General features: G+C 33.8%; 28 protein-coding genes. 23 read left to right on the top strand and 5 right to left on the bottom strand.

Annotated features, from left to right (window positions below; translation table 11 throughout):
- Nucleotide 1 precedes the first annotated feature (1 nt).
- The 6 genes from BFJ97_RS10235 (at nucleotide 2) to BFJ97_RS10220 (ending at nucleotide 3,765) form a co-directional block, all read left to right on the top strand.
- Entirely contained in the window at nucleotides 2-598 is a 597-nt protein-coding gene (locus tag BFJ97_RS10235) for a hypothetical protein (RefSeq protein ID WP_068984554.1), read from the top strand.
- Nucleotides 599-999: 401 nt separating this feature from the next.
- Entirely contained in the window at nucleotides 1,000-1,359 is a 360-nt protein-coding gene (locus BFJ97_RS25675) for an accessory gene regulator B family protein (RefSeq protein WP_368072746.1), read from the top strand.
- The gene (locus tag BFJ97_RS25670; RefSeq protein WP_139114418.1) at nucleotides 1,331-1,540 is read left to right on the top strand and encodes a hypothetical protein; all 210 of its coding nucleotides are present in this window, start codon (nucleotides 1,331-1,333) and stop codon (nucleotides 1,538-1,540) included. Before BFJ97_RS25675 ends, BFJ97_RS25670 begins: the two co-directional genes overlap by 29 nt.
- The gene (locus BFJ97_RS24100; protein WP_139114417.1) at nucleotides 1,540-1,692 is read left to right on the top strand and encodes a cyclic lactone autoinducer peptide; all 153 of its coding nucleotides are present in this window, start codon (nucleotides 1,540-1,542) and stop codon (nucleotides 1,690-1,692) included. Before BFJ97_RS25670 ends, BFJ97_RS24100 begins: the two co-directional genes overlap by 1 nt.
- A gap of 172 nt (nucleotides 1,693-1,864) precedes the next feature.
- Entirely contained in the window at nucleotides 1,865-3,055 is a 1,191-nt protein-coding gene (locus BFJ97_RS24095) for a sensor histidine kinase (protein ID WP_175401729.1), read from the top strand.
- Between the two features lie 2 nt (nucleotides 3,056-3,057).
- Nucleotides 3,058-3,765, top strand: a complete 708-nt coding sequence (locus BFJ97_RS10220; protein WP_068984552.1) for a LytR/AlgR family response regulator transcription factor — start codon at nucleotides 3,058-3,060, stop codon at nucleotides 3,763-3,765.
- 318 nt (nucleotides 3,766-4,083) lie between these two features.
- On the opposite strand, the gene BFJ97_RS10215 is transcribed toward BFJ97_RS10220, so the two are convergent.
- Nucleotides 4,084-4,560 carry a GNAT family N-acetyltransferase gene (locus BFJ97_RS10215; protein ID WP_068984551.1) on the bottom strand — a complete coding sequence of 159 codons (477 nt, stop codon included), beginning with the start codon at nucleotides 4,558-4,560 and terminating at the stop codon, nucleotides 4,084-4,086.
- Between the two features lie 689 nt (nucleotides 4,561-5,249).
- Between BFJ97_RS10215 and BFJ97_RS10210 the strand changes: the two genes are divergently transcribed.
- Complete coding sequence (locus tag BFJ97_RS10210; protein ID WP_068984550.1) at nucleotides 5,250-5,681, top strand: GNAT family N-acetyltransferase; 432 nt, start codon at nucleotides 5,250-5,252, stop codon at nucleotides 5,679-5,681.
- 343 nt (nucleotides 5,682-6,024) lie between these two features.
- Here the strand turns inward: BFJ97_RS10210 and BFJ97_RS10200 are convergent, their stop codons facing one another.
- The 3 genes from BFJ97_RS10200 to BFJ97_RS10190 all read right to left on the bottom strand — a co-directional run bounded on the left by BFJ97_RS10200 (nucleotide 6,025) and on the right by BFJ97_RS10190 (nucleotide 8,779).
- Nucleotides 6,025-6,582, bottom strand: a complete 558-nt coding sequence (locus BFJ97_RS10200; RefSeq protein ID WP_068984548.1) for a hypothetical protein — start codon at nucleotides 6,580-6,582, stop codon at nucleotides 6,025-6,027.
- Nucleotides 6,583-6,593: 11 nt separating this feature from the next.
- Nucleotides 6,594-7,829 carry a DUF6138 family protein gene (locus BFJ97_RS10195; RefSeq protein WP_068984547.1) on the bottom strand — a complete coding sequence of 412 codons (1,236 nt, stop codon included), beginning with the start codon at nucleotides 7,827-7,829 and terminating at the stop codon, nucleotides 6,594-6,596.
- Nucleotides 7,830-7,915: 86 nt separating this feature from the next.
- Nucleotides 7,916-8,779 (bottom strand): YwqG family protein, encoded by an 864-nt coding sequence (locus BFJ97_RS10190; protein ID WP_068984546.1) that lies wholly within the window; start codon nucleotides 8,777-8,779, stop codon nucleotides 7,916-7,918.
- 310 nt (nucleotides 8,780-9,089) lie between these two features.
- Here BFJ97_RS10190 and BFJ97_RS10185 point away from each other — a divergent pair, with 310 nt between their 5' ends.
- The 14 genes from BFJ97_RS10185 (at nucleotide 9,090) to BFJ97_RS10115 (ending at nucleotide 19,454) form a co-directional block, all read left to right on the top strand.
- Nucleotides 9,090-9,458, top strand: coding sequence for a hypothetical protein (locus BFJ97_RS10185; protein ID WP_068984545.1), 369 nt, complete (start codon nucleotides 9,090-9,092; stop codon nucleotides 9,456-9,458).
- 67 nt (nucleotides 9,459-9,525) lie between these two features.
- A complete protein-coding gene (locus tag BFJ97_RS10180; protein WP_068984544.1) occupies nucleotides 9,526-9,900 on the top strand; it encodes a DUF4240 domain-containing protein in 375 nt (124 codons plus the stop codon).
- Between the two features lie 322 nt (nucleotides 9,901-10,222).
- Nucleotides 10,223-10,843 carry a hypothetical protein gene (locus tag BFJ97_RS10175; RefSeq protein WP_068984543.1) on the top strand — a complete coding sequence of 207 codons (621 nt, stop codon included), beginning with the start codon at nucleotides 10,223-10,225 and terminating at the stop codon, nucleotides 10,841-10,843.
- Between the two features lie 509 nt (nucleotides 10,844-11,352).
- Nucleotides 11,353-12,114, top strand: coding sequence for a hypothetical protein (locus BFJ97_RS10165; protein WP_068984541.1), 762 nt, complete (start codon nucleotides 11,353-11,355; stop codon nucleotides 12,112-12,114).
- A gap of 241 nt (nucleotides 12,115-12,355) precedes the next feature.
- Nucleotides 12,356-12,589, top strand: coding sequence for a hypothetical protein (locus BFJ97_RS10160; RefSeq protein WP_217492394.1), 234 nt, complete (start codon nucleotides 12,356-12,358; stop codon nucleotides 12,587-12,589).
- Nucleotides 12,590-13,332: 743 nt separating this feature from the next.
- Nucleotides 13,333-13,581 (top strand): hypothetical protein, encoded by a 249-nt coding sequence (locus BFJ97_RS10155; RefSeq protein ID WP_068984539.1) that lies wholly within the window; start codon nucleotides 13,333-13,335, stop codon nucleotides 13,579-13,581.
- 420 nt (nucleotides 13,582-14,001) lie between these two features.
- Entirely contained in the window at nucleotides 14,002-14,403 is a 402-nt protein-coding gene (locus tag BFJ97_RS10150; RefSeq protein WP_068984538.1) for a DUF2750 domain-containing protein, read from the top strand.
- Nucleotides 14,404-14,686: 283 nt separating this feature from the next.
- Nucleotides 14,687-14,992, top strand: coding sequence for a hypothetical protein (locus tag BFJ97_RS10145; RefSeq protein ID WP_068984537.1), 306 nt, complete (start codon nucleotides 14,687-14,689; stop codon nucleotides 14,990-14,992).
- Nucleotides 14,993-15,046: 54 nt separating this feature from the next.
- Nucleotides 15,047-15,304 carry a hypothetical protein gene (locus BFJ97_RS10140; protein WP_068984536.1) on the top strand — a complete coding sequence of 86 codons (258 nt, stop codon included), beginning with the start codon at nucleotides 15,047-15,049 and terminating at the stop codon, nucleotides 15,302-15,304.
- A 77-nt stretch (nucleotides 15,305-15,381) separates the two neighbouring features.
- The gene (locus BFJ97_RS10135; protein ID WP_068984535.1) at nucleotides 15,382-16,296 is read left to right on the top strand and encodes a hypothetical protein; all 915 of its coding nucleotides are present in this window, start codon (nucleotides 15,382-15,384) and stop codon (nucleotides 16,294-16,296) included.
- 479 nt (nucleotides 16,297-16,775) lie between these two features.
- Nucleotides 16,776-17,168, top strand: a complete 393-nt coding sequence (locus tag BFJ97_RS10130; protein ID WP_139114416.1) for a DUF4240 domain-containing protein — start codon at nucleotides 16,776-16,778, stop codon at nucleotides 17,166-17,168.
- Nucleotides 17,169-17,256: 88 nt separating this feature from the next.
- Nucleotides 17,257-18,111: a hypothetical protein gene (locus tag BFJ97_RS10125; protein WP_068984534.1), complete on the top strand. Its 855-nt coding sequence runs from the start codon at nucleotides 17,257-17,259 to the stop codon at nucleotides 18,109-18,111.
- A 72-nt stretch (nucleotides 18,112-18,183) separates the two neighbouring features.
- The gene (locus BFJ97_RS10120; RefSeq protein ID WP_068984533.1) at nucleotides 18,184-18,687 is read left to right on the top strand and encodes a DUF6630 family protein; all 504 of its coding nucleotides are present in this window, start codon (nucleotides 18,184-18,186) and stop codon (nucleotides 18,685-18,687) included.
- A gap of 239 nt (nucleotides 18,688-18,926) precedes the next feature.
- A complete protein-coding gene (locus tag BFJ97_RS10115) occupies nucleotides 18,927-19,454 on the top strand; it encodes a DUF4303 domain-containing protein (RefSeq protein ID WP_068984532.1) in 528 nt (175 codons plus the stop codon).
- Between the two features lie 291 nt (nucleotides 19,455-19,745).
- Here BFJ97_RS10115 and BFJ97_RS10110 read toward each other — a convergent pair whose 3' ends face one another.
- Entirely contained in the window at nucleotides 19,746-20,936 is a 1,191-nt protein-coding gene (locus BFJ97_RS10110; protein ID WP_068984531.1) for a multidrug effflux MFS transporter, read from the bottom strand.
- 282 nt (nucleotides 20,937-21,218) lie between these two features.
- On the opposite strand from BFJ97_RS10110, the gene BFJ97_RS10105 reads away from it, so the two are divergent.
- Complete coding sequence (locus BFJ97_RS10105; protein WP_068984530.1) at nucleotides 21,219-21,677, top strand: hypothetical protein; 459 nt, start codon at nucleotides 21,219-21,221, stop codon at nucleotides 21,675-21,677.
- A gap of 69 nt (nucleotides 21,678-21,746) precedes the next feature.
- Complete coding sequence (locus BFJ97_RS10100; RefSeq protein ID WP_068984529.1) at nucleotides 21,747-22,073, top strand: DUF5713 family protein; 327 nt, start codon at nucleotides 21,747-21,749, stop codon at nucleotides 22,071-22,073.
- The last annotated feature ends 543 nt before the right edge of the window (nucleotides 22,074-22,616 follow it).

The raw sequence follows: 22,616 nt of genomic DNA, 5'->3' as shown, positions 1-22,616 counted from the left end.
AATGTTCGTGTCAGATAATAGAATAATGTATATCTTAGTACATTCAAATTACACGCTTATTCAAGAGCTTTTAAAAAATATGTTTACTATGTATAGACCATCTTGGGCAATTGATACCATTAACTTGCCGAGTGAGATTGTCATAAGGGGAAATGCCAATAAAAAATATGATGTTGTGTTAATTGACACATCTTATAAGCATTTTGTTCACTATATACCATATTTAAAAAATCTCGAAACAATGAAATGCCAAATTATTTTTATGACAGATGAAAATATTGGAGAGCTTCATTACTACACAAGTAATATCTCGAATTGTATGGTAATAAATAAAAGTATGACGATAGAACAATTAGTTCATATCATTGAAGGAGACTCAATAGAAATAGTTGACATAAGACGAGTTGGAGAATTGAATATGTTAGAAATGAAAGTGCTCACGGAATTGGCAAAGGGGCACTCTATTGACTATACCTGCAACTCGCAAAAATTCACAAATATAGAGGTAGAGCAAGCGATTCGGCATATTAATGAATATTTTGGAACATCTCATTATTTAGAAGCAGTATATAAGGCATATACGGAAAAACTTATTTAAGGGAACGTTAAGTGGTGTTTTACGCTTACGTTCTTTTTTTTGAACGTTTATGTAAGGGGGAAGATTGAAAATGAGCATTTAACTATATAAATATGGTTCATCACCAAAACGTGTGGTTGATTTCCGTTCCGACTGGGCGCTTTCCTGGGGGCGTCCGATGAGCCGCTTCACTCGCGTTGCTCGCTCCAGGGTCTCATCTGTGACGCTGATCCCCAAGGAGTCACCCAGCCTCCACTCCAATCAACTTATTTACATAGTATATGTTTTAACAAATGTCATCCACAACTTTTGGTGATGAGCCATAAATATACCTCTTATGTATTGTTTTACTATTTGTTTACTGGATATTTTATACTGGTTATCGAGGAGGTAATAATTTGGAATTTACTGCAAAAGAGGAAATGCTAGTAGATTATTTTGAACATAGAAGACCATTAACACAGGTAGATAAAATTAAATTAGTATATGGATTTCGTGTTGTTACAAGCGAGTTGAAAAAATTTTTGGTTATTTACTGTATAGCTATAGCGTTCGGTTTATTTTGGAAAATGTTACTGGTTCAAACTGGATTTTTACTGGTGCGTCAAGTAGCATATGGTGCGCATTGTTCATCATTTAGAACGTGTCTTGTTGTTAGTAGCATTTCATTCCCGTTCATCACATGGCTTAGCTGTAGCATTACCTATCACTTCACTCGTTGTTGGGGGAGCATTTTTGCTAGGAGCTGTCATCTTGTTGTTTATTGGTCCAGTGAGTTCTAAAAAAACAAAAGTACGAGGCGAAGCTCATCGAACATTATTGTTTAAAAAATTGTATAGCAGACTTATTGTGTTGGGCGTACTGCTCGTTATTTTTCCAACATCTATAAGCGTATTTTTCGTAGCGGGCGCTTTGAAGGCGGTTGTTTTAGTGGTTATTGCAAAATTAGGAGGATATCATTGATGAAATTTATTATTGACAAAGTGGTTGAAAGTTTATGTGACTTACTTATTAAATTAGCTGACTTTGGCTCTGTTTATATGTGTTGGGGTGCTATAAGAGAAGAGGAGTTGCCACAAGAATTGAATTTTAATAAATTTGAAAAATTGCTATAAATATTCTAAAATAGGTAATAAGTAGATGTTGCTTTAGGGGGATTTTGTTATTCGTATGTGGAGTATATCCTATTTATCCTTAATTACTTATCAATTTTTGGTATTAAGTATTTTACCGTTATATTTTAGCAAAATTACAATAACAAAAAATTTGGTTTTGAAGGTTTCTTTATTGATAGTAGCACCACCAGTAGTGTTGTTTGCTTTTATAGGTGTCTATGCTGTGGCGTATGTCATATTAGTGGTAAGTTTCCTCATCTATCAGCAAACAAAGCGATGGCGGAATATCGTCCACGTACTGTTTACGATAGTTTTAGCTGTTATGGCAGACCATATTTCTTCGCTTGTCGTGTATCATTTATCGAATGGCATGGAGGCTATCATCACTTCTCCATTGGTACAACTCGTTGTTTCGATGAGTATCTTATTTATTTTGGTGATTGTCTACAAAAGGTTATTTAGTTATTTTGCAGGATGGTATATGTTTGAGCAATATATTATACCTGCAATGATTCCTCTGTTACTTATGACGATTGTCTTTATGTATACCGATATTGTGTTGATGGATGATCTATCGTTCATCAAAAGTGTCCAACATAATGTATTCTTTTTTGTGATTTATTTGATGCTCTTTATCATTATTATTGGTTTCTTTGTTTACTTAGTTATTAAGAACATACATATTAAACAAAAGGAAATGCAATTGAAAGAATTTAATTCGTATGTGGAGTCGCTTGAGGATATCAATCGTGATATGCGTAAATTTAAACATGATTATATGAATATTTTAACATCAATGCGTCATTTTATAGATTCTAAAAATTACTCGGAATTAGAAACCTATTTTTATCGACATATTTTACAAACAGAAGAGAATGAGCAAGCGCATGAAATGGCTTTCTCGATGCTTAATTGTTTACATATAGCCAGTTTAAAAGGACTATTAACAACAAAACTTATCCAAGCGCAGACTCTTCACGTACCAATGCACGTTGAGATTGTTGAAGATATCGACAGAATAGCATTGGATGAGATTCAATTAAATCGTATGTGTGGAATACTATTGGATAATGCACTTGAAGCCAGTAAGAATGCTACCGAACCTTGGATTCGATTAGCCTTTATTCGAATGGATGGTGTTGTGTTAATTGCATGTGTGAATACATTTTCATCCAATCAAAGTCATGAGTTAAAAGTGCATGAAATTTTTAAAGAAGGCTTCTCGACAAAAGGAGAGGAGCGAGGTCTGGGTTTATCTATTTTACGCCAAATGGTGGACGCTTCTCCAAAACTTCGATTGAATACAAAAATTAATGGCAATCTATTTATACAAGAGTTGTTTATTGATGAGGAGAGGGTGTAAATATGAAAGTGATTATTTGTGAAGATAATGTTGTTCAGTTAGAGCATATAAAAAAAACCATTGAGAACTATGCCTTGATGGAGGGAAATGGGATTGAAATTGTACTCACGACCACAAACCCTAATGAGGTCATTGCATATGAAAAAGCAGATTGTTATTTTTTGGATATCGATTTGAACCATGAAATGACAGGGCTTATGTTAGGTGATATGATTCGTAAACGTGACCCATTGTGCAATATTATATTTGTCACAACACATGCCGAAATGACCTATTTAACGTTTATGTATAAAATTGCTGCGTTAGATTTTATTATTAAGGATCACACAGGTATGTTACAGCAAAAAGTATTAACAACACTAAAAGTTGCATATGAAAAGTATCTTCAAATTGGTCAACAACAAGCACCTTCACAGATTCAAATTAGAGCCAATGGTTACACGAGAAATATTGCTATTCAGGATATTTATTTTTTTGCAGCATCCCCCACATTACATAAAATTATTTTACATTTGGAAAATGAGCATATTGAGTTTTATGGTCGCTTAAAGGATTTTAAGGAAGCACATGTATCGATGTATCAATGTCATAAGGCTTTTATTGTGAATCGACAAAACATTGAATTTGTAGACCACAAGGAACGAGTTGTATATTTCAAAAATGGCGAAACTTGCTTTGCCTCTGCACGACTTATAAAGGGTTTAAAATAATTAGACATTCACCATTTTCTGTGGATGTCTATTTTTTGTGCGCCTGGCATGCGCAACAACTCGATAGTATGTAAACTATTAGAAAGAACTTAAAGGTTTGAAATGAAGTGGAATAATTCAATTAAAACATTCAAAAGAGTATGTAATCCATACACATGTCATTGACATTTTCTTCTTTAAATAGCTGATTATCAAAACAATATATCAGCAATGACAATCATATGTGTAGGTTCAAATTCCTTATATCCTGATGCCCGTCAGTAAGGGGCAAACAGAAAAAAATCACTCATGTCATGACGAGTGATTTTTGAAAATCTATTAGAAGTTTAGGTTCATAACAATTTGCTCGCCAATAGGTCCCATTCTTCTTTCCCCGTTATCGACAAAGCCAACTTTTAAATATAAATTTTGAGCGGGAATATTTTTATGGTTGACCACTAAAACCACTTCATTACATTCTTTAAATACTTTCTTAATAAATTCAGATAATGCCAGCATCCCTTTTTTAGCATAGCCGTTGCCTTGCTGTTTATGATCAATAGATAATGCCGTTAGCAGCATAGCATTTGGATTGCTAGTGTACTCTTTTACTCTTTCTGTTGCGTGCAGGACAAAAAATCCTACAGGTACATTATCGCTCAAAATAACAATCGGATACTGTCCAACCATGTCGATCGAAATCTCTTTTGGAAGGGCAGTAAATTGACATTGTTCTTCCGGAAGTTCAAAGTCATTCAAAACATCCACAAAGTCTTCTGAGAAATGTACTAATTCAATGGTGTTAGTTTTTTGCATAAAAATTTCCTCCTTTTTTAATATTTTAACAAAAGGAACACATGTTCGTCAATGTACATAAGATAAATCCTAACTAAATTCGTATAAAGGCAATGCCGATCTTCACATAGTACCGCTAATTGAACAAGCTTCCAAAAAATAATATAAAGGATATGATGCTAGCTAGAAGCAATGTGATAACGATTGAGATTAAGCTTCTAATCATAGACGTTATATTGTTAACATCTTTCATTCCAATAAGTGTTAAGAAAAAACATAGGATTGTTAATAGTAAAACAACACTCAATGGATGGAAATGAAGATAGGAGACAAAAAGGTTTATAAAAGTTGCAGAAAAACTTGCTATGAAGAATAAAAAAATGCAGCATAAAGACATGAAGAATGACCACAAATTTAAATTGATTCCCATATATATCCTCCTTTTTTACTTAAACGAACTTAAATGAATCTTTGTTCCTGAAGTTCTTTCCATTCAAAAATGATCAATAAAAAAGACGCATGATAAAAAATGGCTAAAATACTACTATCAAAACAGGATGTGATAGAGCAATGAAGCGGAAAGGAACCTTAGAAGAAACTGGCTAACGAGTTAATAGAACACCATTCAATACCTTTACACATATTTGATATTGCTTAACAGAAAAAGGAGATATAATGTAGAATATACTAATATTTCAATAAGTAGGGGGATGCAAATGGTTGTCCTTAAATATGAGATAGATGGAAAAGAGCTAATGATGTTAAAAGAAGTATATCAATCAGTAGGATGGATGAAACATGACGAACCTATCATAAAAAAAGTATTCAATGAGAGTACACACCAAGTTTTCGCAGTAGAAGATAACAAAATAATAGGTTTTGCAAGAGCTCTTTCAGATGGAGTATTTAATGCTGCTATCTACGATGTTGTAGTGCATAAAGATTATCAAGGAAGAGGGATTGCGAGAATTCTTTTAGAGGACATCATGAAACAATTAGAGGACGTTTCTTGTATTCAATTAATCGCAACAACAGGTAATGAACCTTTTTATGAAAAGATGGGCTTTAAAAAATTAAAAACGGGTATGGCAATATACAAAGATCCACAACTAGCTGAGGAGTACTTGGAAAAGGATGGCTAAAATATATTAAAAACTAGTAGGCTTAAGCTCGTAGTCAACTAATGCATTAACACTAAATCCTTTCATTTAGAAACCTTCAATAGAGGTACATGAATGGTAATTATTGTACAAAAGAAACATTAGAGCGAAGGTTAAAAGGTGTGGCGTATGAGTTGCCACAGCATCCAAAAACGTTACGCGAACAACCTTGCCTATGTGCCAACAGTGCAAAAAAATGGCGATGCTTATATCAATATTTTATAGTGATTGTGTCAGCGTATATGCAAAATAACCAGCTATCCGAAAAAATTTCAGATAGCTGGCTATTCGTTGTGCGTATCATAAAGGTGCGCTCTTTTTAATGTTAAATTGTTTCCCATAGCTTTTGGCGGTTCATCAATAGCTCAATTAACTCTGTAATACTCGGAGCTAAATCTTTTCGCATATTTGCGATATTTTGGAATAAGGGTACCGCTGCACGCATTTGATATTCACTGTAAACATAGTAGCTAATAAAAGCACATTCTTCATAGCCGCGTGGTTCATTCTCTTCCCATTCTTCCCATTCTTCCTCATCTCCCTCTTCAACTACTGACCAAAGCCATTTTTCCTGTAGCAATTCATCCATATGCTGCACAGGGCAAGATGTAAGTTCCTCCCAAGTAAAAGCAGAAGCAACTGCAATATATAAATGTATTTCTTCCTTCTTTACACTTTCTACAGATCGATTCGGCAATGTGTGTAAAAGCTGTTGAATAACCCATGGTGTAACCTGCCATAGCGTGCCTTGATGTTCAATTAATTGTGCAAGCTTATCATATTGCTCCATCTTTATTAACTCTGGAATTTTTGTACCTCTTCCGTATGCAGTTGTTAAACGATGCCAAGGTATCGTTAACATTTCTTGATAGGCAATTTGCATGAAAATACTCCTTATATAAGTTCTTTTATAATCGCCTCAAAGCGTGTTCGATATGGTTCTGGGATGCGCATGAATGCTGAGCTTGTAAAGTCATTCAAATGGATGATGCCAAAGCATGTATATAAAAGCTGCGCTACAGCCATATCTTTAAATTCCTCAATTTCTTCGTTTTGTTCGAAAGGAATATATGGACAAAGCTCTATAAGTGGTGTCATCATAAATTTTTCGAGCCATTGTAAGTTATCATCTGTGCTCATAGCTTGTTCAAAAAAAGCATCATACGGAACTTCTTGTACAGATTGTATCGTACATACAAAGACGGGCAATGTTTCCGGTGTTAGCCCAAATGTTTCAACATAGGCTTTCGCAAAGTATTCAGGCATTGGTGAATGGTCACCATCGCATTCATACATATAGTCGGTTACGAGCTTGCCATAGGTTTTATCGTATAAACCAAGACCAAAAACGGCGAATGTACTCGGCATCGCAGCCTGTTCCTCATCGACATCTTGATAAAAATGATATTGTGCCATCGCCTTATAGCTATACTCGGCTAGTGCGGCATGTAGGCTAGGGTAGCTGACAGCTTTAGCGAAGAAGTGATGTGATGATGTCACAGGTAAATGCTCGATTGGTAGCACTAAGTTACTCTTACCTTCATAATGAATGCTATAGCTTTTAGGGAAATCTTCTTCTAATAAAGCATTCAAGTAGGCTAATGCTTGGCGATAAGCCTCTTCGCTTTCCTCTTTAATTTGAATCGTAATCTTTGCCAGCACATCATTTGCTTGGCAAAAAATTAGGTCGGATTCCATTTGTTGTTTATGTACTGGCAAAGTGCCAGAGCCAATTGTGATTAATGAGTTGTAAGTTTCTGTATCTAATTCTTTAATGGTTGCTAACAATTCTTTAACTGTTAAATATTCGAAACTTGCACCATACTTTCTTAGATTTATTGCATAGTAGGTTAACAATGGTAAGTAGGCTAATGATCGGTGCTTGTTAGTGAAATTAGAAAGGCAGTAGCGCTGTGTCTCAAAGCCAAGCTCTTGACGAAATCCATCTAACAATGCGAGCTGTTGATAGTGGCAAAGTATTTCATGCAGCGTGATGTCGTTTAGTGAAAAAGAAGGGGTGATGATTTTAGAAGTATAGACGTCTGTTTCAATTTTATATTTTTTAGAAAGTAGCTCTTGTTCAAGTTGTAGCCATAATGTTTCATTTTTGGTGAATTGCTCAACTATCATGGTATTGCCTCCCTCTGTAAATGTAAATATATTAATACTGATGTAACATCACGATTAAAGCCACTGAAATCATTACATACAACTAGTCAATAGCACTGCAAAACAGTCCATGCCTTATCGAAGTTTTTATTTTTACAGTCTTCCTTGCGAATCCAGAAGTATAGTTTGCCGCTATCGCCCCACATATAGCCGAGGTCATCTTCCGAATCAAGCTGTAATAGGAGATGCCAATCCTTTACGTGTGGTTCAAGTTCCCTGCGTAACGGGTGATTGTAGGCTGTTGAATCCCCACAATATAAACCATTTGTGACAAGCTGGCATTGTAAATACATATCCCCTTGAATCGTATCAGGATGACCATCTATGCGATGTGTCGTTTGTGCCATTGACTCTTCATCGACCCAATCATATAAAAAATCATTGTAGGCATCCTGTTGTTCCGCTGTTAAAATGACTTCTAAATTTTCAGCATAGGGAGACGCCCATGAGGGTAGTGTCCATTCATTTCTAAATTGTAACGCCGCGCTATCGATATGCTCATCTAATGCTGTGGGTTGCTGCATTCGTTGTAAACGGTCAGGCGCTTGTGTGAAATGGAAAACGTGAAAGCCATCGCCATTATTTGGATCATAGCCCCAAGGCTGTCCAGCAGCATCATAGAAAAAGGATAACAGCCCCTCATCCGGTAATAAATTGTATGAATCATATGGCTTTACTTCCATTAAATTGAGCTGACATAGAAAGTATAACGGTTGATCATTATTTGTATAGGGCCATACAAAATCTGTCGGTACATCGGGAGCACCGCCAATTTTAGAATGTCCGATTTGAATGGCGTCATCTGCTGTTGGTATTGTCGTAACACGAATTGAATTTTTTGCGAACTGCAAAATTTGCTCTGCCACCTCTCCAAGCTCGAAAGCATGCAATGCAGAACGTAGCTTTTCCATGTGTATTCCCCCTCATTTTTGTCTAACATCAATATAGCACATACGTTCTTGTTTTGTGAAATTCGGATTTCGAATTATGGGAATATTGTTAAATCGATAGCTAGAGAATAAAGGTGGCGCATTTTGAGTATATAAAGATGATTTATGTCAACTTGAGGTGAGGGGTGAAATGAAAATAACAAATATTTAATGGCTAATAAATTGGAAGCGATGGAACGTTGATGATAAAACAATCATTCAAATATTACAATTAATACCTTTATATGATATAAATAACATATAGTGCATTCAATTTAATGGAGGTTTTTATTTGAAAAGAATTGTAACTATTTTAGGGATATTAATTGTTGTTTTAATACTAGTTTTTATAATTAGACACCAGCAACTTGAATTTCCTACAAATGAGATAAAATCTTCAGATGCAATGGATATACTTGAAAAATCTAATAAAAAAATCGAAATAGTTGGGAAAACAGAGGAATATGATTGGTATCTTACTTTGTTCGAACAAGGTGAAGGACAAAAAAGATTTATAGAAGAAATAGAGAAACAAGGATGGATATACGATTCTCAAGAAGGGGCAGGGCTAATATTTAAAAGAGATCATGAAACATTAATAACAGAATGCGGTCTTTGGAATAGTAATAAATATCTCGTATGTAGCGCGCCTTCAAAATGATCTTTTTTACTAAACTTCTCAACTAATAAAAATTGAAGAAAAAGATTTAAAAGGTGGTTTAAGATGGATGGCTGAAAGAATTGGACGAATAAGCGATTGGTTTTGGGAAATAGTCAACGAGTCAGATCAGGATGAGAACAAGCTCCGAGAAATACTAACAGGAATGGATAAAAATGATATATATAGGTTTCAAGATTTTTTTGTTGAGGCTGCAGTTGAATTAAGATACGAGCCGTTCACAAACTTTACTGAGAGTTCGGAGGACGGCATTGAGGATATTAGCAATTGGGTTGTGAGTCAAGGTAAAGCCTACTATGCTGAAATTCTAAAACACCCTGAAAGAATCCCTTATTCCGTAGAAGATAGGACAAATGAAAGTATTGCCCATGTTGCAGATGAGGTATATTTTGATAAGTATGGTGAAACTACAGGTATTTATTAGATGGTAGCTTTGCAAACAAAATAGTAGCATTTGGTGGACATATTTGTAATAATTACCTTGTCAAAGAGTAGCGTAAAATTCCTTAAAATTGGATTTTTATTGCTACTCTTTTGTTTCTAGTTCGACTTTAAATACTAATGGTACTTAAGATTTTGTTAGAGATGTAATTGTGCGATACGTTTCCGATAAGTGCATAAGCGAAATGGGAGGATAAAACGGTATTTATTCGATGGAACTTAGGACTACAGCTATCGAGCATGGAGAAAAGGAAAAAGCATGGGCTTGTACCATGTAATGCGAAAAATATACGAGGGGGATTATAATGGTAGATTTAAAAATCCTTAAAGAACGAAAAGAGTGTATGATTTTTCAAGCGAGTGAAAATGATAGCCGTAATGGATGGATCGGAGGGAATGCACCAGCTTATTTTGATAAATCGGAAGCCATAGTAAATAGAGAAACTGAGTTGCATTTTTATTTGTCTATAGTTAATCCTCTTGAGAAAAACGAAATGATTTCCATTTTTGCTCCTAAAAATTTTGAAGAACGTATTTCTAAAAATAAGTATCCAAATTGTTCATTAGTAACAATTAAACACCCTAGAACAGAAGAAAGTAAATTTGATACTTTTACCAACCCTGATTTAGTAAAGCATTTTATTTCGGAAGCTAATATTGTAAGCGATAAAAATGCATTGAAAGAAAGTTTTCTTATCAAATTTTTGGGAACTCCAAAGCATATTCAGGAAGAAGACTATTATTATAAGGAATTGCATGATGATGGGTTTAGTTTTATATTCCAGGTCGATGAGGAAGGGTATCCAGACACTCTGATAAAGCCAAGAAAAAGTTATCCCTTTGCGTTCGGTGCTATATATTTATATGCACAGATTTTAGAAGATTCGATTGAGAATCCCATAAAAAGTTATTGGCAATATTCTTAATGTGAAGAGATGAAGAATACATTCACACGAACTACTTTTACATATGTTTTTTTAAATCGCTAGAAGTTTTGAGATATGAAAATGTTCGCAGATTTATTAATAGCTTCGGAGTAAAAGTGTTGGAATATATCCAAATTGGACTTACTGGTGGAAATCCGACTCTACATGCGAGATAAAGGAGTTATCTGTTATTCCTGGTGACGAATTGCTTACATGGCCAGCATGTCTTGGGAAAAAATGGCCAATAATTAAATTGGAAGGTACTGGTGAAAAAATTGATCTTTCGCTATGCACTTGGTCAGGCGCACTCGGAAATGAAATAATCCCTATGTATATTCTTCAAAGAAGTGAAGAAAAGGTAGAAAATATACAACCGATTATTAACTACAGCTTCTTTTAAATTATAAATTAATTTTGGCATGATAGGGCAAGAGCAGTGATAAATCTCGAACTGGATTTATTTGCTGTTCTTTCTTTAAATTTAATAAGGTCAATGGAGGAAGTTCAATATGAATACAGAAAATGGTAGGATATATTGTAATATTTATGGCTATTGTGGCAGTGTTTCAGAATGGATAAAAAAATCTATTGAGCTGTTTTCTAACAATGGATTTCCTCTTAAAAGTGTTAGTTATGATGTGAACTATCAGAAGTTAGAGAGGAAGAGTCTTGAAAAGTTTCAAAGTGAATTCGATGAGATGCATGAAGGAAATGTGGAAAGTTTATTTTCGTTTACGATATTTAAGGGCAAAAGTCTGAAAGTTCCAAGCTCCTGGGAATATGGAATAAGGTTTGATCAACCTAGTAGAGAGTTACAGATTTTCTTTAATACCAGTTTAGAAATTAATCATAAACAAATTCTTGTAAATTTATTAAAAGCTTACTTGGATGATAAAATAGTCAATTTTGGATATTTTTCATATGAAACAATCTGGGGAAAAGGTGAGAGTCTAGACTTATATATGGAAGATAATCATACTTGGTGGCTTGCATTAAATCCTAGAAACAGAGATAGACTTTACAATTCTTCTCCTAAACTAAGACACATATATCCAGTCAACATCATAAACCGTGAATTTTTAGAGTATGAAGATGCTACTTTTTCATTTAAAAATTGGATACAAGCTCCTAGTAATGGTGTTTTGGAAGAACTAGGGCAAGGAAATTGGTTGTGGATAGTTCCGGAAGAACGCCTACATGAATTAGGGAAGTTTTTCTATGAAAAAAAACTTCTAATTGGAGTAAAAGGTGAGAATTTTGGGTTAGTTTGATCAAAATTAGCTCATGCAAGGATACAGTGTTATTTGCCAAAAACGACAGGTACAGCACAAAAGAAGAAAGATAAATAGATGTTAATGATTAAAGTAATCTCATTCAAACTGGCTCTCGATAGATTCCGATGAATAAGGTTACTTTTTAAAAAGGGGAAGTGAAATTATAGATATACAGGAAGCAATTGAAATAATTTATATTGGGTTAGTTAGTGAAAATTCAGTACCAGTAAAATTAAGAATGAATAGGGAGTTAGATTCTGATTTATTAAATCAAGTGAGCGGGGCACTGGATGTTTTAACACACTATTATAAAGATAAAAAGACAGTTCCAAAAAAGTTAGCATTGGCTATGGTTGACATCTATGGTGCATTTTCATTTCAAGCGGGATATTTTGAAGATGAGATTTTAGAAGAATTAGAGAGAATTGGAATTGAGTTACAGGAAAAGGCAATGGAACTTTTTTCTGAATGATTTATTCCGTACTATTTCAAAAGGGCAATGTGAGCCTATATCTTTAGTTCATTAAAATGAAGTATTACAATGGCTCTGAAATGTTGAATCTAAAATGAAGAAATCAGATTATGCAGCAAAAGTACTTTAAGAATGGATAGTCAACACTAAGCTGCACAACTTGGGTGAAAAAAGATTAACGTCAAGAATAACATTGCACTAGGCGCTGAAAACGGGAATTTTAGGCCAACTATTATGTACCGAGTGCTTGGTTTATAAGTCTTACTATAAGAGAGATGAAGGGCTTATGGCCGACATAATATAAAATAATAAGAATCTGCTCATTTTCTATGTTAGTAAGTGCATGTCTTGTAATGTCTACAAGGAATTTGCTTAACTTACAAGCTGCAGGAACGAACGAGCAGGTTCTTTTTCGTTTGCAGTTGAAAAACGAAAGTAAAATAAGAAGTGCCGACATCATTAGAGGTAAAAGTGCAAGGAAATCTATTTATCAAAATATGTTCAAGAACCAGCAAAAGTTGATTTGCTTGCTTTTGTGAGGATTGTTATAGTTGTTAACTGTAACAAAGGCATCCAAAAATCTTTAGTATACTTTCAGTGCATTGAAAGGGGTTTCTACGCAAATTTATTCCTTTTAATCTTTTCTCAAGTGTCTTCGAGTTATTAAGTAGAGGAGATAATGAACCATCGATTACTTGTCTTTGGGACAGTCACGTATTTTAGGAAGAAAAGAGGTTAACCCATTGACAAAATACAAAGTAGATAATAAAAATGAATTTATTAAATTAGTTCAATCTGAAATATTAACTTCTTCTGAGGTATTGGCCGAATTACAAATATCTCGCCAGGCTTTAAGCTCACTTGTAAAGCGTGAAAAGTTAGTTCCAATAAAGGAATTAACTCGAGATCGTTTATTCTTAAAAGAAGATATTGAAAATCGAAAAGAAGCAGTTAAGGAGCTACAAATAAAATATAGACCATATGATAAATAAACATAAAAAACCCAGACTCAAAATTACTTGATATGCTCACTATTAGTTTGACCTGATAGTAATTGATATTCATGCGGGTATTGAAATCAGCAATCTCTATGAAATAAAAAAGAAGAAATGTTGCATGTTTTCAAACAACAATAGGATTCGTTTAGATTAGAAAGCTTTGGGCTATATTTGTAAAAAATTATAATTACATCAAAAGATTAGCATAAATTCTTTAGGAACTATGCTAATCTTTTTGTGGTGTTTATTTTCCTTTTTTGGCATATTTTTGTATACATGTTTCATTAGATTGTGAATAATTATGATGGTTAGGCAATCGTTCACTGATCACGAGTAGACACAAAAGAAGAAAAAATAACGAGGGAGAGAGTAACCAAACCCCTTGTTAATAAAAATAGAAATGAGGAGTTTACTATGGGTAAGGCATTTGAATCGAGTCCAGAGTTTAAAGCCATGATAAAAAAATCAGCTAGGGATAGATATATTTACTCTGTAAAACGTATTGCAGACTGGGAAGAGGCGTGGTCTTTGAAACTAAATGAAGGGTTTGTTACAACTTCAGATAAAGAGGGAAATCTGTCGATGCCTATTTGGCCATTTAAAGAGTATGCTATGAAATGTGTAGGAGATGAATGGGGAAACTGTAAAACCCAAAAAAAAGACTTACATACACTCATAGAAGAAATATTACCTAACCTATCAGAAGAAGGAACGCAAGTAGTTGTATTCAAAGTTCCGGAGAATTCAGAAGTTGTAAGAGTATCTGCTGATGACTTTAAGAATAATTTATTATATGAGTGTTCTCAATTAGAATAGAATATGAAGTAAAAATATGGATATCAAAACTTTTTAATAATATCCTCATAGAATAACTCGCAGGCTTGAGGATTTTTTTGCAAGCTTTCAGAATCAAGAAAATGACGAATTTACTGATAATGTTGACATAACACCACAGGATAGAACTGTTTATGAAAAGATATAATCAGAATCAGTTAATAATTTTGTTGAGTAGAGCTGCTGTAAAATCAAAAGAAGGATTAGTTCAAGGTCAAGTACCAACTTCAGCGATTACATAATATCAATAAAGGGGGAGAAGTCAATGAATAAAGATAAGGCACTTAATGTAGTTTATGATTATACAATTGGTGATAACTCAATATTGGTGGAGTTACGAGCAGGGGAAGGATTAAATCAAGAAAGCTACAAACTCTTAATTGAAGCAATGACAAAACTGATTGAAGAATATAAAGATCAATCTGAAGTTCCTAAAAAACTCGCATTATGCTTTGTAGATATAAGTAATTATTTTTATTTTCACGAGGGCAAGTACACTAAAGAAGAAGAAGAGCTATTTGAAGATGCAGTTCACGAAATATCTAGATTGGCTGAGATTTTGTTTGAATGAAGTTTAGAACTAAGTTTTAAAAAGGTTATCTATATATTAAATGGGGCAAAGTGAATGAATAAAGAATATGATAATAAAAAATTGAAAACTGACATTCACAATGGTTTATTAAATCATTGTGAATTATTTGACTTGCTTAAAATCCTTAAGGAATATAAAGATGCCGGTGGTAAGCGAAATGATGCATATGCAGTGTTAGAAAGTTTAAGAGCAGTCGTTAAGGATGATTCTTATGAAGATAGAATACTCGAATTATTAGATGTTGTAGTTGGATTTTGCTCACTGCATGTAAGGATATGGGATAATAATTAGCTTGCAGTGTCCGAATACCACTAGAAAATGAGAAGCTCGCTCTTTCTGGGAGGCTTGGGTTCGTATGGAGAGTAGGTATGCTAGCCTTGGTCAGTGAGTCAATCCTCAATAATGGCAATAGAGAGGGGGCTGTAAAAACAATGAAATACTTAGCTCATTCGATTTCTAAAAATGAAAACGGTAGTAAAATTAGATATCTAGGAGTATCAAAAGAAACGAAACGGGCGTTAAAAGAAAATTTTCAACTTCCCCTATTAAGTCAAGCCCTTTTGAAATGGTACAGTGATTTACCTAAATCTAATGACATAATGTTTGATTGGACCAATGATTTCTATATTATAGGTTTGGAAAATCTAATGGTTGCTTTAGAAGGTTACAGGTTTATTAGAGAAGATGGAGATTGGAAAGATTTCTCGGAGAAAATGAAATGGAATAAAAATTGGATTATGATTTCCAGTTGGAATGAGAATCCAGTGATTGCAGATATAAGTAAAGTTGAAACTCCAATATATTATGACTATGTTGGAGGAGGATTTTCCCCAAAACTCCTAGTAGAATCACTGGAAAAGTTCGACTATTTTTTAGCTGTGTGGCTTGATAAACATGATGATAGGTACTATAAAAGTGGAGAATATCAATTTAATTTTTATGAAGTAATGGAGAAGGAGTGGAAAATTAAATTAACGAATGATGAAATTAAAAATATTTGCGAATTCCTTCCTATTGCAAAATCAAAAGAAAATTTCCCTCCAATTGAGCAACGAATTAGAGAAAAAGTAAAAAAATATTATGTGTATCTTGATGATCCAGGTAAAAATAGATCAAAAGTGATTTTAGCAATAAAAAAAGAAATGGGTCTATCATTCGATGAAATACGAAACCGATTAAATAATAATGAGTTTCTTATAGCTGAGGGATATGGGGAAAATAATTTAATTTTAGCTGACTATTTTATGACGTTGGGTGCAAAAGTAAGAACTGAGACGAAATAAAATATTTTAATGAAAAGCGTGCTTTCCTTGACGAAAACAATTAATAAAAGTTTTGTAGTGGCAAGTAAGTGCAAGTGAGCTAGATGGAAGCAGTGATTTTTAAATACTGTGCAGAAATGGTTATAGTACTCTATTCTATTAGTACCTTCTGAGTTGAATCGATTCAATTCGATAAAAACACCTAGAACTTTCAATTGTTCTAGGTGTTTTTTTGCTATGCACGGATTGGAATAAAATCAAAGTAATAAACTAGTGGGATCAACAATTCCGATACTAATTAGCAATGCTGAAAGGAAGATACTAATAGGACATTATGGCTTTGGATAACACAAATTGTAGACTCAGAAGACCAGATCAAGTAGTGCTATCTACTAGACTATCTGGAAAACTTGTAAAAATCATGATAGGGATGGAAAAAGTGATTTTATTTGCAGAAAAATGGTAATATTAATTAAAGAAAAATCCAAATGGAGTATATTATGGGAAATTTTAATTTTGTTTTACCAGAAGAAATCAGTGACATTGTAAGCGATTGGTTTTGGGATATTATTAGGAATGCAAATCAAAATGCGGATACATTAAGAGAAATATTAAGAGAAATGGATCAAGCGAGTATTATAAAGTTTCAGGAACAATTTTTAGATGCGGCAGCTGTATTACAAGATGAACCATTTTTGAATTATATAGAAGAGTCAGAGGACGGAATTGAAGATGTAAGTTATTTGGTTGTAAGTAGGGGGAAGAAATACTATGCAGAGATACTTAATAATCCTGAGAAAATCCCTTTTACAGCTGAAAATTGTGAAATTCTATTCGGTATTGCAGATGAAATATGTATTGAAAAGTTCGGCGAGTCAACGGAGGTATATTAACATTTAATCAGTCAAATTAGATGACAATAAAATAAACCTTAAAAATCAATTTTTTCATTGTTGGATGGACATCAAAGGGGGTGGAAATATGCGCACCAACAAGTATTGGAAGTATTTTGATCGAGTAATGAAAGGTTACAAAAAAAGAGTAATTTCAGATGAAGAAGTAAAAGAATTACTAGATAATCGACTGAATGAAATGAAAGATTTAATTCAAAAAAATGAACGAAATCGTTTAGCTGATCGCTTAAAAATGGGAATAGGTGTTCATCTTGAAATGAATGCAAAAAATAGAATACTAAATGGGGAACCAACGGCATGGATTTTATTAGAGCAGCAACTTTTTTGGTTGATACAAATGATCAAAAGCAATCCTAGTAGAGGAAGTGTATCGGGCAGTCAAATAGGAGGACTGATTGGGCTTTCTTTATTATGGGGTTATGAAGATATTGCTGAGCTAACATACAAATATGCAACTAATATGTTCATGAAAGATCGAGATTTTTATTCTGAGAATAAGACTCATCATGTTTTTATGACATGCCTATATCATTATTGGAAAACTGGTGAAATGCCTGAATTGTTTAATATTTTACCAGAAGATCATGTCTACCGAAAATTAATGCGTAGTTGGAACGATACAAATAATTTTGGAGAGCATCTTTATGAGCTATGTGATTATCACATCTATAGTTTAAGCGACACGCCAGATAAATCAAGTGAAATTTTATCGTTCGACTGTATACCCTACGATTATTATTGTATTCAGTTAATAAGAGAAAAAGAGGGACTAGCCACACCTAATTTAGAGCATCCGTTGCTTCAAACACCTCTGGCTGAAATGCCAAAGGATAAACCAGGGTATAAACTTGATGAGGATGAGATATTGCAATTCGTCATTCAAAATGAAAAAGTGCCGGATGCACAACGCCTTATACGTTAAAGGCATTTGATTGGGAGATTTAAAAGAATAGGAGATACCTTCAACTATTAAGTGGAAAAGAGGAGTGAGTGTATGAATGCAATGCTGTTACTTGTGCAAAAGCTTTCATGTGATGCGGAAGAACAAATTTTTTCAGAGGTTTCATTAGCTATAGAAAAGCCAGAAGCCTATTTCGAGAAGTTCATAGATCGACTTGATGAAAGAGGAATAGATAGCCCGATTGAACAATTAGCATGGATTTCTTTAGTTGATGCACTTCTTGATCAAGATTTAGCATATGAAATCGATTGGAAAGAAACAGGGTTATACATTTGCGATGTTGTTGACGAATTATTGGATAGGAAAAAAATGGAGTGCGTAAGCTGGGGAGAGTTTGAAGATGGAGAATTTGATGAGCTGCCAACGTCTCAGTTTTTAAATGAAGTTTCCAAAAAATTAAAGGAAAGGGGAATATCGTTGGCATGTTTGGATATTGAAAGTGACTGTTACGTTTTAATCACTGTTCCATCATCTGACATCGATGAAATTAAGAAGTTGGCACAAGAAGCGGGATATAGAATTCAAGATTCATTTTGAAGTAGCGAACCTCTAGAATGAGTTTGGTGTAGATTCCTTTTTTTGACATTTGAAATACGATAAGTAGATGGAATGTGGTAAACCATTTGCAATAGTTGAAAATATGACACTTGCGGTGAAATCAAGAGTTCCCACTGGGACATCCAACTCCTTACAAAATACTCAAGAGTACTTTTCATGCTGAAGTATTAAAGCGCCATCAATATGACGAATTCAAGGTGAAAAAAGGGAAAATGTAGATGGATAAAGATTTAAAGTTATTAGTTGATGAAATAGCGCGCGCTACAGAAAAATCCTTTTTAAATTTATTTCAAAACAAAGAAATTTATTATTATTGTGCACTGGTGACCACAGGGGAGGCTGTTGCACCAGTTATTTCAGCATGGTCTTGGGAAGCATTGGAGAATGTCGCAAAAAAATATTCAAAGGAAGATGTAGAGTTAATAAAATGGTCCTATGCAGATTCTCCATATTGGAATTTTGGTTGCGAGAATTTTAAAACTGTAAGAACACTATTTAATGAGCGTTTACTTGACTATACTGATGAAAATAAATGGTTTAAAGAAATAGACTTTAGATTAGAAGCTATGGTTTTAGCTATGGAAAAAATAGATAAAAAGGAAATATTTGCTTTAAATCAACCGAGAAGTAAAGTGTATGTGAACGTTGAGGTGATGCCTCCTGATGAAACAAACACAAGCAGAGCATTACGTCTAAATAAAAGGGAAAATATTTTGGATTGGCTTAATGAAGCTGCAGAAGAATAGATTTTTTTGTATTTGATGTAGCTTTAAAATACAGTTTGATCAAAAAATATCACGAAAACCCAGATTTTACGATAAATAAAAAGAATCCATTTTGAAAAAAAGATTGATCAAAATGGATTCTTACCCAGCAGATTGAAGTTTAGTATAAAGTTTAATCACTTTCGAGGTGCCCATAGAGTTTATTTTCGGCTTGGCTTATAAATGATATAGTGATTTCTATTACGTAGCGTGAAGGTTAAGCATTTATCTTTTTTTAAATGGTGCAACTTTTTTTAAGAATCGCGATATTATTCAAAAAATCGCATCTTTTTTATAAAGTAACGGTAAGCTTATTAAAAGCATAATAATCCCTAGTGCTAAAAAATATAGTGGCATCGCAAGGACTGTTCCGTTATGGAAAACGCTCATACCATAGATTGTAGCGCTGACGAGTAGATAATAACCTAAGCTAAATATCGCACCCGCAGAACCAATGACGTCTTGAAAGTCAAGCAGCGCTAAGCTTAAACAGTTTGGTAAAGCGGTACCTGTACCAAATAAAATAATGAACACACTAACAATCATGGTTGGCATTTGTAATGAAACCTGTAAAAAATGTACCGATGTAGCGAGCAATATACCGATGAGCATAATGGCTAACCCGCGTACAATAATCAACTCAGGTTTTGTGTGGTTAACGAGTCGTTTAGATAGCATCGCACCTGCGATAGAAGCGAGCGCAACGATAATGCCTAAAAAACCATACATCGCACTTGATAGTGTAAAGTATTGCGTAAAAATAAATGGCGCTTCGGTATAATAGCTAAATAATACACCGTTAATACCGCCAATTAATACGCCGTAGCGCCATAGACGCTTATTTGTAATCATGCGCATCACTATTGGTAGTATAGGTTTCATTTCGATTGTAGTAAGGGCTGTTTCAGGTAAGCGTAAAAACGCATAGCAAAATACAATAACGCTCATAGCAACTAACACCAAAAAAACGACTTTAAAGCCAAAAAAATAATCGGTAAAGCCACCGATTAACGGGCCAATGGCAGGTGTGAAGGCAAGGGCAGCTGAAATTTGAGCAAACAATTTATGACGCTCAACACCAGAAAAACTTTCGCGTAAAATCGTTTGTGTTACGACAGATCCAACACTTGCACCAAACGCTTGAATAAAGCGTGCGACTAATAAAACCGCCATTTCATTTGCTACTAAACAAAGTAAGTTACCAACAAAATATAAAAACAGCCCATAAAGCATTGCCTTGCGACGACCGATTTTATCGGATAAACGACCAAAGAAAAATACTCCGAAGGCAAAAGCGATAAAGTACACACTCATGGTAAGCTGTGCATCACTCATAGAAGTTTCAAACGCTTTTGCGATAGAAGGTAATGATGGGCAAAAAATAGTTTCACTAATTTGTGGGAAGCCTACTAATACAATCAGTAATAATAAGCTAGGTGTTTTGTTTCCGATGTTTTTCTTCAAAATAATCCTCTCCTAGATAATTATAGGTTTGAAAGAAAAACATCGTAGCTTGGGAAATGGTGGCTTCACGAGTTTAATTTTTTCCAAATCACTCATGAATTCACTTCCTTCTAATAAAAAATATGTAGAAAATTATACCATCAAAAGGGATAAAACGGTGCAACTATTTTATAAACAGTTAATCTTTTTTACAAACGATCGAACTTTATTTTAAACCAACATTTGAGTCTGTATAACCTACAGAATAGAAATAATACGAAATAAGTTGGGGGAGTGCGTTAAATGGATTTTTCAATAGTTTCAGATACTGCAGGTGCAAGAGTTGATGAATTAGCTAGTGAATTAACAGACGCATTGGAAGCTAATATAAATTCAAAATATAGGAATGTCGATGTTTCGATCGGGATCGCCTTTAGATGCTTACCTGAATCCTATGGAAGAAAGTCGTTTATTCGATATACTAAAAAAGATAACTATCTGACAATCGATATGGCAGTTACGGTAGAAGAATATGAAAAAATGTATAAAATAGAGCAACGGTATCATTTGGGGAATCTATTTTTAGAGTTTCTAAACAGGGCGTTAGAAAAACACAACTTTGAAGGGCTTGAAAAAGAGATGTTCATAAGTGACATTAAAATGTGGGCAAGAGAAATCCCTTTGAAAATGGATAATGGTTCAACTAAATTGTGTAATTGGTTTAATGAAGAGGTTGATTGGTCTGTAGATCTTGATAAATAAAGATGGTTTTAAAATAGTAGAAGAAATGTGGTAATCTACTGATTACATCAACAACGAGGAGGAAACATTGTGAAGAAACTTGATTCTGAATTCAAATATTTAGTGGATATGTACGAAGATCCTTATTTTCCAACATTTTTAGTGGATAAACTTAAATTACATATTGTTAAAATAGTTCATTTTATTGAGGAGAACACTTATACAGTAGAAGAGGTTCAGGAAAAGTTAGATGAAATGACGCTAGCTATTAATGAACTACAAAATGAGTTTGATCAAAATGATAGTGAAATTGAAACGGTTGCACGTGATTCAATTGGTACAACTGTAGAAGAAATTTTGCAATATTTTGGGCTTGATATCGATATGGAAGAAGCTATTAGAGAACGCGAATGGTGAATTAAGTCCGAATATATAGTCCGAATATATTTTAACTTCCTTCAAAAGAAAAGCTGTAGCGTACGGTATCGCTACAGCTTAAAATTGGTTTTTGTCTTACATAGGTTAGTCAGTAAAGGAATTATATCATATATTAAGGCAAACTAAAAATAACAACAGCTATTTTGGATGAAAAAGTACAGGGAAAAAGAATCGATATTATGAAGAGTTAATTATGTCGAAATTACCTCGCATCTTTCCTTGTTAGATGTAACTTTGTAATAAAGTTTGAATAAATTAACGATATCAACCTTGATATGAGAAAAAAATCCAGAGAGCATGTTTTGAAAAAAGATTGATCAAAACATGTTCTTTTTTTATGTGGCAGATCAAATTCTTTACACTAAAGAACATACCTTATTCAGAAAAGGTAACAAGATGTATTGAAAAAATGATAACGTTAGCACAAGAAGCGATTGCTCTAGTTGAACGATCGCACCCGTTTAATAAGACAAAAAAGGATTTCCATTAACTTATGTAGAATTTTTACTATAATACTAAAAA

Source organism: Lysinibacillus xylanilyticus, assembly GCF_001708185.1.
GTDB classification, from domain to species: Bacteria; Bacillota; Bacilli; order Bacillales_A; family Planococcaceae; genus Lysinibacillus; species Lysinibacillus xylanilyticus_A.
Note: the sequence above shows the minus strand (reverse complement) of the source record. Positions and strands in the feature narration are given on the sequence as shown.